This is a genomic window from Halorubrum sp. AJ67, assembly GCF_000513435.1.
This window is the reverse complement of sequence record NZ_CBVY010000003.1, coordinates 145,459-150,454: the sequence shown is the minus strand read 5'-3', so window position 1 is coordinate 150,454 and position 4,996 is coordinate 145,459. Positions and strand designations below refer to the sequence as shown.

The 4,996-nt window shown below is 66.7% G+C and carries 4 protein-coding genes and 2 pseudogenes; 2 read left to right on the top strand and 4 right to left on the bottom strand.

Annotated features, from left to right (window positions below; translation table 11 throughout):
* Positions 1 to 327: pseudogene (locus tag BN903_RS04420) on the top strand (electron transfer flavoprotein); the annotation flags it as partial.
* A gap of 28 nt (positions 328 to 355) precedes the next feature.
* Here BN903_RS04420 and BN903_RS04415 read toward each other — a convergent pair.
* Entirely contained in the window at positions 356 to 826 is a 471-nt protein-coding gene (locus BN903_RS04415; RefSeq protein ID WP_048076570.1) for a TRAM domain-containing protein, read from the bottom strand.
* 123 nt (positions 827 to 949) lie between these two features.
* Positions 950 to 2,101 carry a mandelate racemase/muconate lactonizing enzyme family protein gene (locus BN903_RS04410; RefSeq protein ID WP_048076569.1) on the bottom strand — a complete coding sequence of 384 codons (1,152 nt, stop codon included), beginning with the start codon at positions 2,099 to 2,101 and terminating at the stop codon, positions 950 to 952.
* Positions 2,102 to 2,210: 109 nt separating this feature from the next.
* Here BN903_RS04410 and BN903_RS04405 point away from each other — a divergent pair, with 109 nt between their 5' ends.
* Entirely contained in the window at positions 2,211 to 3,449 is a 1,239-nt protein-coding gene (locus BN903_RS04405) for a mandelate racemase/muconate lactonizing enzyme family protein (RefSeq protein WP_048076568.1), read from the top strand.
* Between the two features lie 300 nt (positions 3,450 to 3,749).
* On the opposite strand, the gene BN903_RS04400 is transcribed toward BN903_RS04405, so the two are convergent.
* Together BN903_RS04400 and BN903_RS04395 are read right to left on the bottom strand one after the other, a co-directional pair.
* Positions 3,750 to 4,535 carry a PHP domain-containing protein gene (locus tag BN903_RS04400; RefSeq protein WP_048076567.1) on the bottom strand — a complete coding sequence of 262 codons (786 nt, stop codon included), beginning with the start codon at positions 4,533 to 4,535 and terminating at the stop codon, positions 3,750 to 3,752.
* Between the two features lie 96 nt (positions 4,536 to 4,631).
* A pseudogene (locus BN903_RS04395) lies at positions 4,632 to 4,996 on the bottom strand (MFS transporter); the annotation flags it as partial.

The window sequence follows — 4,996 nt, the reverse complement described above, 5'->3', positions numbered from 1 at the left end:
ATTGGCGACGCCGCCGCGCAGACGAAGCCGTTCACCGGCGGCGGCATCCTGTACGGGATGCGCGCGGCCGACGTCGCCGCGGCGGCGATCGATCCGCGCGACCCGTCGACGCTCGCCGACTACGAGTCCGGGTGGCGCGAAGAGTTATCGACGGAAATCCGGCTGGGGAAGGCGATCCGGCGGTGCTACTCGCTTCCGGAACCCGTCCAACGAGTCGGTCTGCGGGCGCTCTCGGGCGAGATCGGCGTCCACATGGACGAGCCGTCCTCGTTCTTCTCGGCGTCGAACCTCCGGGCGCTGTTCTCGCGGAGCGACCCGCCGAACTGAGAAGAGACGGAAAGAGAGCGACTGCCGGTTACTCTTCGACGACGTTTGCGAACGAGACGTTCTCGCGGACGCTGGTGATCTCGACGGTCGGCTCCTCGCCGGGTTCGGCGTCGGGGACGATGACGACGTAGCCGCGTTCGATCTTGGCGATCCCGTCGCCTTTGTCGCCCAGCGTCTCGATCGTCACGTCGCGGACCTCCCCCTCGGAGACGGGCGGGTCCGGCTGGACCGCGCCGGCCGCGCCACGGGAGGTTGGCCGCTGTCCGTCGTCGGACGGCGACTCGTCGACCGCCGGCGAGTCGGTTACCGCCTCGTGGCCTGTCGATGAGCCGTTGTCACCGGACTCTTCGCGGGATATCAGCGCGATTCGATACGATTCGCCGACATCGACCGTCCCGTGTTCGATCTCCGATTCCGGGACGCGAACGACGTACTCCCCATCCTGTTCCTCGATCGATCCGGTGTAAAGCACACGCAGCGAGTCGGTGAGTTCGACCATACCCGTCGTTGGGCGGGCCCCGTTGAAAAACCCGCTATCTGCGGCTCCGCGGGATCGTCCGTCGACGGCGTCGAGAAGAGGTGTCGACGGCGAGGTCGAACCGAGGCGTCGGCCGGCGGCGCTTCAGGGACGCTTCAGCGCGCCTTCCGCGTCGAACAGGCTGTGGCTGTCCTTCGGCTCGCCGGGGTGTTCGCGGGCCGCGTCGGCGTCGAACTCGACGCCGAGTCCGGGCTTGTCCGGTACCTCGATCGTCCCGTCTTCGACCTCGAAGTCGTGTTTCACGATCTCGTCGCCCCACGGGACGTCGCGGCTCATGTGTTCGAGCACTTCGAGGTTCTCGATGCCGGCACAGAGGTGGAGACCGGCGGCCGTCGAGACGCCCGCGTTGGGGTTGTGCGGAGCGAACGTCATGTATCGGGACTTCGCCATCTCCGCGGCGTGCTGAAGCTCGGCGAGGCTACCGTAGTTCGTCAGGTCCGGCTGGATGATGTCGCAGGCCTGCTTGCGGATCAGGTCCTCCATCGTCGCGTTGTTGTAGATGCGCTCGCCGGTCGCGACGGGCATGTTCACCTTGTCGGTCACGTCGGCCATCACCTCGCGGTCCTCTAACTCGACCGGCTCTTCGAGGAACATGATGTCGTACTCTTCGAGCGCGTTCGCGACCTCGATGGCCCCGCGCCGCGAGAAGCGGCCGTGGCAGTCTAAGGCGATACCGACGTCCCAGCCGACGGCGTCGCGGACAGCTTCGAGCAGCTCCGCGACCTCGTCGATCTGGTCGTTGGTGAGTGAGTACTCGTAGTGCGCGAACGGGTCGCACTTCAGGGCGGGGTACTCCTGTTCGTTCACGGCCTTCTTCGCGTGGTGGGCGTAGTTCTCGGGAGTGCGCTCGCCGATGTGCCAGCCGTTGGCGTAGACGGGGATCTCGTCGTGGACCTTCCCGCCGAGCAGCTTCCAGACCGGCTCGTCGTAGTACTTGCCCGCGATGTCCCACAGCGCGATGTCGAACGCGGAGGCAACCGCGTTGATGAGCTTCCCGCCGCGCCACGCGAACGGGTACCGCGTCAGCCGACGGTTGATCTGTTTGCGGTTCAGCGGGTCCTCGCCGATGAGGTAGTGTTTGTGCGACTCCGCGGTCGCCTCCAGCGCCGCCGTCAGTCCCTCGCCGCTGAGCGCCTCGCCGACGCCCGTGATCCCCTCGTCAGTCTTCACCTGAACGAAGAACCAGTTGCGCCAGTCCGCGTCGACGACGAACGTCTCGACCTCGGTTATCTCCATACGCGAGTCTTTACTCGGAATGTAATACCGTTTTCGGAGTGTTCGCCGGAACAGCGGAAACGGAGCCGATAGGAAAAGACCGAAACGGGTCGCCCGAGAACGTCGAGCGATGTCACGAAACTACGAGTCGCTCCACGACCCGAACGCGGAGTACACGATGCGGGAGCTCTCCGCCGAAACGATGGGGACCACGGGGACCCGCGGGGGCGGTCGCGACGTCGAGATCACGGACGTTCAGACGACGATGGTCGACGGGAACTTCCCGTGGACGCTCGTGCGCGTCTACACCGATTCGGGCGTCGTCGGCACCGGCGAGGCGTACTGGGGAGCCGGCGTGCCCGAACTCATCGAGCGCATGAAGCCGTTCGTGATCGGCGAGAACCCGCTCGACATCGACCGCCTCTACGAGCATCTGATCCAGAAGATGTCCGGCGAGGGGTCGGTCGAGGGCGTCACCGTCACGGCCATCTCCGGCATCGAGGTCGCGCTCCACGACGTCGCCGGGAAGATCCTCGACGTGCCCGCCTACCAGCTGCTCGGCGGCAAGTACCGCGACGAGATGCGCGTCTACTGCGACTGCCACACCGAGGAGGAGGCCGATCCGGAGGCGTGTGCCGACGAGGCCGAGCGCGTCGTCGACGAACTCGGTTACGACGCGCTGAAGTTCGACCTCGACGTCCCCTCGGGCTTCGAGAAGGACCGCGCGAACCGCCACCTCCGTCCCGGCGAGATCCGCCACAAGGCGGAGATCGTCGAGAAAGTCACCGAGCGCGTGAAGGACAAGGCCGACGTCTCCTTCGACTGCCACTGGACCTTCTCGGGCGGCTCCGCGAAGCGCCTCGCGGACGCCATCGAGGACTACGACGTGTGGTGGCTCGAAGACCCCGTCCCGCCGGAGAACCTCGAAGTTCAGGAGGAAGTGACGAAGAGCACGACGACGCCGATCACGGTCGGCGAGAACCGCTACCGCGTCACCGAGCTTCGCCGCCTCATCGAGAACCAAGCGGTCGACATCGTCGCGCCCGACCTGCCGAAGGTCGGCGGGATGCGCGAGACCCGCAAGATCGCGGACGTGGCGAACCAGTACTACGTCCCGGTCGCGATGCACAACGTCGCCTCCCCGATCGCGACGATGGCGGCGGCCCACGTCGGCACCTCGATCCCGAACTCGCTCGCGATCGAGTACCACTCCTACGAGCTGGGCTGGTGGGAGGACCTCGTCGAGGAGGACATCATCGAGGACGGCTACATCGAGGTGCCGGAGAAGCCCGGACTCGGCGTCACCCTCGACATGGACACAGTCGAGGAGCACATGGTCGACGGCGAGACGTTGTTCGACGAGGAGTGAAACGAGGCGTCGAGCCTGCCTGACGCAGTCAGGCGGTGTTCGACGAGGCGTAAGCCGAAGTCAAACTCGATAGACGAGCGAAGCGAGTCTATCGGTGTTCGACGAAGCGTAGCTTCGTCAGGCAAGCGAATCTCCGATTCGCGTTGTTCGACGAGGAGTGAAACGAGGCGTCGAGCACGCCTGACGCAGTCAGGCGGTGTTCGACGAGGCGTAGCCGAAGTCAAACTCGATAGACGAGCAGAACCGGGCACGAAAAACTCATTTTCGAGCTTGTAAGATCTGCTGACCCGCGCGACTGCGTCACGCGTCCGCGACGATTCCGTCGAGCCGGACGGGCTCCACGCCGCGGCGGTCGAGTTCCGTCTCAATCTCTCGCAGCCGGGGCGCGATCTCGTCCGGCTCGTGGCTGTCGGTCCCGACGGTCACCTCGACGCCGGCGTCGACGAGCCGGTCGAGGAAGGCGGGTGCCGGATGGAACTCGCCGTAGTCGTCGAGCAGGCGGCCGGCGTTGACCTCCGGGACGGTCCGCGAGTCCCGGAACGCGTCGACGACCGCGGCGTAGTGGTCCTCGGTCGCGAACCCGCGGAGGTGCGGGTTGCGCTCGATCAGGTCCGGGTGCGCGGCGATCGCGAACAGCTCCGACTCGACGAGCGCGACGAGCTTCTCGAAGTACCGGTCGACGAGCGCCCGCCGCTCGGACGCCGGCTTGTCGGCGAAGTGCGACCGGACGTGGACGTTCGCGCCGTCGAGGTCGTGGACGCTGCCGACGGCGTAGTCGAAGCCGGCGTCGTCGAGGAACTCGGCGATGGGAGTCTCGTGATCGGGGTCGTAGTCCATCTCCGCCGCGTCGTACACCTCGACGGCGGCATTCTCGCGGACCGCTTCGATCGCCTCGCGGCGTCGCTCGTAGGTCAGGTCCAGATTGAACCCGAACGCGCGCTTGTGCCGCTCCGCGTTCGGCTCCGGCGAGACGTTACAGTGGTCGGCGAAGCCGATGCCGTCGAGTCCCGCGTCGGCCGCGGCCTCGACCATCCACCGCAGGAACGCCCCGTCGGAGTAGTTCGTGTGGGCGTGGTAATCGTACACGGAGTCACTTCGGCTCGGGGCGACTCGAAGGTTCGGGTCGATCGGGTGATCTCACGCACCGGCCTCCGCTTCCGGCCGCGTGCGCGGTGCGTCGAGTCACCGCGCTTCGCTCAGGACCGCGTTCGCCGCGGTGACGAGGAACGCGACGCCGGCCAGACCGGCGATGACGAGGAACGAGGGCCCCCACCCGAACAGGTCCGCGACGAGTCCGACGCCGACTGACCCCGCCGACCCGATCACCGTGTAGACGGTCCGTATCAGGCCGAACCCCGCTCCTCGCTCCGCGTCGCCGAGTGCGTCCATGAACCGGGGGTCGATGGCCGAGAAGAAACTGGACCCGAGTCCGGCGAGGAACACGACGATTCCGAGCGCGGCAAGTTCGGGGACCGCCGGCAGTCCGACCGCGAGCGGGAGCCGGATGAGATCCGGGAGCGCGACCAACCCGGCGAGGCCGAGCGCCC

Bases quoted from the DNA above. Each gene is read 5' to 3' on its own strand.
- BN903_RS04415 (WP_048076570.1), bottom strand. From the start codon at position 826: ATGGTCGAACTCACCGACTCGCTGCGTGTGCTTTACACCGGATCGATC.
- BN903_RS04405 (WP_048076568.1), top strand. From the start codon at position 2,211: ATGTCACGAAACTACGAGTCGCTCCACGACCCGAACGCGGAGTACACG.
- BN903_RS04410 (WP_048076569.1), bottom strand. From the start codon at position 2,101: ATGGAGATAACCGAGGTCGAGACGTTCGTCGTCGACGCGGACTGGCGC.